4 protein-coding genes, 1 tRNA gene and 1 pseudogene are annotated in these 3,613 nt (G+C 45.2%); all 6 read right to left on the reverse strand.

The window, feature by feature from the left end:
* Window positions 1-274: 274 nt before the first annotated feature.
* Window positions 275-754, reverse strand: a pseudogene (locus IM477_RS08805) (Uma2 family endonuclease); the annotation flags it as partial.
* A 192-nt stretch (window positions 755-946) separates the two neighbouring features.
* A complete protein-coding gene (locus IM477_RS08810) occupies window positions 947-1,234 on the reverse strand; it encodes a ssl2009 family thylakoid membrane protein (RefSeq protein ID WP_287673044.1) in 288 nt (95 codons plus the stop codon).
* A gap of 14 nt (window positions 1,235-1,248) precedes the next feature.
* The gene (gene upp / locus IM477_RS08815) at window positions 1,249-1,902 is read right to left on the reverse strand and encodes a uracil phosphoribosyltransferase (RefSeq protein ID WP_012265397.1); all 654 of its coding nucleotides are present in this window, start codon (window positions 1,900-1,902) and stop codon (window positions 1,249-1,251) included.
* Window positions 1,903-2,125: 223 nt separating this feature from the next.
* Window positions 2,126-2,308 (reverse strand): 30S ribosomal protein S21, encoded by a 183-nt coding sequence (rpsU, locus tag IM477_RS08820; protein ID WP_002738938.1) that lies wholly within the window; start codon window positions 2,306-2,308, stop codon window positions 2,126-2,128.
* Window positions 2,309-2,374: 66 nt separating this feature from the next.
* Window positions 2,375-2,728, reverse strand: a complete 354-nt coding sequence (locus IM477_RS08825) for a metal-sensing transcriptional repressor (protein ID WP_002781887.1) — start codon at window positions 2,726-2,728, stop codon at window positions 2,375-2,377.
* A 370-nt stretch (window positions 2,729-3,098) separates the two neighbouring features.
* A tRNA-Thr gene (locus IM477_RS08830) sits at window positions 3,099-3,170 on the reverse strand.
* Window positions 3,171-3,613 lie beyond the last annotated feature (443 nt).

A 3,613-nucleotide genomic window follows, 5' to 3' on the forward strand; every position in this document is an offset into this window, starting at 1 on the left:
AAATGTATCTGGATACACGCCACACAAGCGTTTGAACTCTGTTGGCTTTAAAGTTTTTACTTGTTCGTAATTCATCTTTCAATCTTAACTCTTGGACTATTTTATCCTATTTTGTCTAGACTTATGCAAGAGATCTATTGTAACTGTGATTACTGTAGGTTGGGTTGAGGAACGAAACCCAACACCCAATCGCCAAATCTGTCTGAATCGGCGATCGCTATTTTGACTCTCTCGTTACTCTTTGTTGGGTTTCCTTGCGTCAACCCAACCTACAATAAACTGCTGAGATTAATTTATATACCTCTAATCTTTGTCGGTTTTTAAATCTTCCCCTTCTGCCACTCAAAGGATTGTATATTGCATAATACGGAATCCCCAGGGTTTGGTAATTTAAGAATTTTTCCTCATACTCACTATTATACTTCTCGGAAATTACCTCTAAAAACCAAATCGGCAAGATATACTTTTCTCCCCACAAAATATAGCTTAACCGACCTCTTTCTCCCGTATCATGGTTGACTCCAACCGCTAAGAAACCATCGGGAACAAAAGCTGATTCCTCTGGGTTGTAATAGACAGCCATATCTACCCCAAAATACCAATCATCTCGACCAGACCAAATTAAGGCTAATAAACTTAGCAGCAGATTGGGAATATCATTCTGTAACTGATTATCCACTGGAGTTTCGTCGGAAGATGGCAATTCTTCGGCGCTGGGAAGAGGGCGATTTTTGTTATAGGTGAGGTTAACCATAGCTCCTGCAAGCGTGGTGTTTGATTACTGCCAATTCTAACAGAAAATTACGGTTTTATATTTCGTTGTTTTTGTGCGATAAAGTCTAAGCGATGATTGTTTTTCCTGGTTACAAGGCTCTGCCTAATTGTCAACACATTATTCTTAAGATATTATCCAACAAGGTTTTTAGATTTATTCGGCCAGCCCTATTTAATGATCGCTACCGTTTTCCTGTACCGCTCCTAACTGTTGACGCACATCATCGATCGCTAGATTTAACTGGGCAATTTTATCTTCTAAACTGCGGCGGGCCACTTCCATGCCTTCCTCTGGAGTCAAGCGCCCATTGCGGATCTCCTCTAAAAAAGCTTGATTATCACCATCTGCTAAACCGCGACGGCCGCGATTAGCCAACACTGTCCCCAAAACACCGCCCACTAAACCACCGACAATCGCACCGGCTAAAAAACCGCCCGTAAACCCATCTCGCTGACTCATAATCCCTTTTTCTCCTAATAGGTTCCAAAAGCTCGATCGCCGGCATCGCCCAATCCCGGCACGATGTAACCGCGGCTATTTAATCCTTCATCGATAATAGCCGTATAGATGTTCAAGCTGGGATAATTTTGACTCAATTTCTGTAAAGCCGGCGGGGCAGCCACCACGGAAATCAGGCGAATCAGGGTAGGATCAACGCCTCTGCCGGTAATTTCTGCCATTGCCATTGAAATTGATCCCCCCGTGGCTAACATCGGTTCGAGAATTAAGACTCTCGTGGCCGGATCAAAACTGGCCGGTAATTTATTTAAATAACAACTCACCTCCAGGGTTTCCTCATTTCTGGCCAAACCGAGGTGATAGGTACTAGCTAGGGGTAAAAGGCTTTGCGCCCCTTCCAACAGGGCTAATCCTGCCCGTAAAATCGGAACTACGGCGATCGGTACGCTAGGATCGATAAAAGTAGCGGCACATTCCGCTAGAGGGGTTTTAACGCTAGTTTCCAGCGTCGGCAACCATTGCCGCGCCGCTTCGTAGGTTAACCAGCGCCCTAGTTCCGTCATCGCTGTTTTAAACAGTACCGAGGGGGTATTTTGATCGCGGGCGATCGCCAGCCAATGCTTAACCAGAGGATGTTCGGGAACGTAGACCCGCAGTTGTAAAACCATGAAAACACTAGAACTCGATCGAGGGCTAAACTTTATCTTAAGCGAAAAAGCCTTCAGGAGTCAGTTATCAGTGATCAGTAATCAGTAATCAGCTTTTTTCTCCCTATCTCCCCATCCCCCAACCCCACACCCCACTTCCCACACCCCTAAAACCCAACCCCCAAAACCGGGTTAAAATAAAAGCAAGCCAGAAGCTTGCGAGCGGCTTCTGACTTGGGGAATTTTAACGACGACGGGTTCTTTGTCGTCTCCGGGCTACTGCTTTACGCTTTCTCTTTTCTTGAGGGGTTTCAAAAAATTGATGCTTTTTGATATCCGCATAAATTCCCGCTTTCGCTACCTGTCGCTTAAAACGACGCAGGGCTGATTCGATCGCCTCGTTCTGACCAACTACCACTTGGGTCATTAACCTAATTCACCTCCTGTAATCGCTCTCTGCCTAAAAAATGCCAACTTCTCATTATAGCACAATCTACGGTAAAAAGCGATCCAAGGCGGCCTTTAATTCTTCAATTTCTGTCTCGATACTACCTTCCTGGGCAGCCCGGGCAATACATTCGCTCAGATGTTCGTCGAGGATCATTCTGGCGACGCGATCAATCGCCCCGCGAATAGCGGCAATTTGCATCAAAACTTCGGGACAGGGGCGATTTTCCGATACCATCGTCTTGATGCCGCGAATATGTCCTTCGATGCGCGAGAGACGGTTAATAATTTGCTTCAGGGAAGCTTCGCTATGGACGTGGGGAGTCCCTTTTGACTCGTGGTCATGTCCCGTCTCGTCGTGGTTGTGAAGGGGGTCGAAAGGGGTAATTTGATTAGTCAAGGGCTTACCGTCAATTCAGTTATACTCTCTAGTGTGCCACAGTTGCGGACCCCAGCCCCTAGTATGGTTTTGTCCGGTTTGAATTCCCGTTCAGGGGTCTTCGGTTTGCCAATCGGGGCAATTTTCCTCTTGATTCCAACCGGAGGGATGAAATCCACAAATTAGACGCTCTTGCATAATTAATTTTTTAGGGTTCAAAAACGGCAAAAATAAGGATTAAATGGCATAAAATCTGTAAATACACCATTTAATCGACTATTATTCATTCTTAATTCTCCTGACTACTGATACTAAATCCTGTTTAGAAAGTATAGGGGAGCAGGGAGTGGGGAGTGGGTTTTTTAAAGTTCGATTAGGAGTGAGAGATTGAAGCTGGTGATGGGATTTGAACCCGCGACCGGCTGATTACAAATCAGCTGCTCTACCACTGAGCTACACCAGCATTTTTGACCAACTAATTATAACACAAATAGGGCTTGCTGAAAAATTTTTTCCTGGGGCTCACAGGTGTAGGTATTTTACAAACCTGTGAAGACAAGACAAGGAGGACAAGGAGGGAAATCCGAATCTAATTCTTTTTTTTGCTACCTTTAATCGCTTAAGCCTAACGTATCACTGCACCCGACCTTATACTAGACGTTGATAATTACCCAAAGCTACTGCCGCCGGTGACGCTCGCCGTTAGGCCTTCAATCTACTTACAGATCAGAGGCAGGCGTTGACAATTAACGTAGGATTAGTTAGTTTGACATCCTCACCGCCGTAAACGGACGGTGATTCCCAAACCTCACGATTTAGGTTTCTGCTTCTTTCCCGAAGGATTTTTCGCACCTGCCTTAACAGATTTACTCTGTTCTGGTCTTATGGTCGCTCTACAGACTGACA

This window comes from Microcystis sp. M090S1 (genome assembly GCF_020246295.1).
Taxonomy (GTDB): domain Bacteria; phylum Cyanobacteriota; class Cyanobacteriia; order Cyanobacteriales; family Microcystaceae; genus Microcystis; species Microcystis aeruginosa.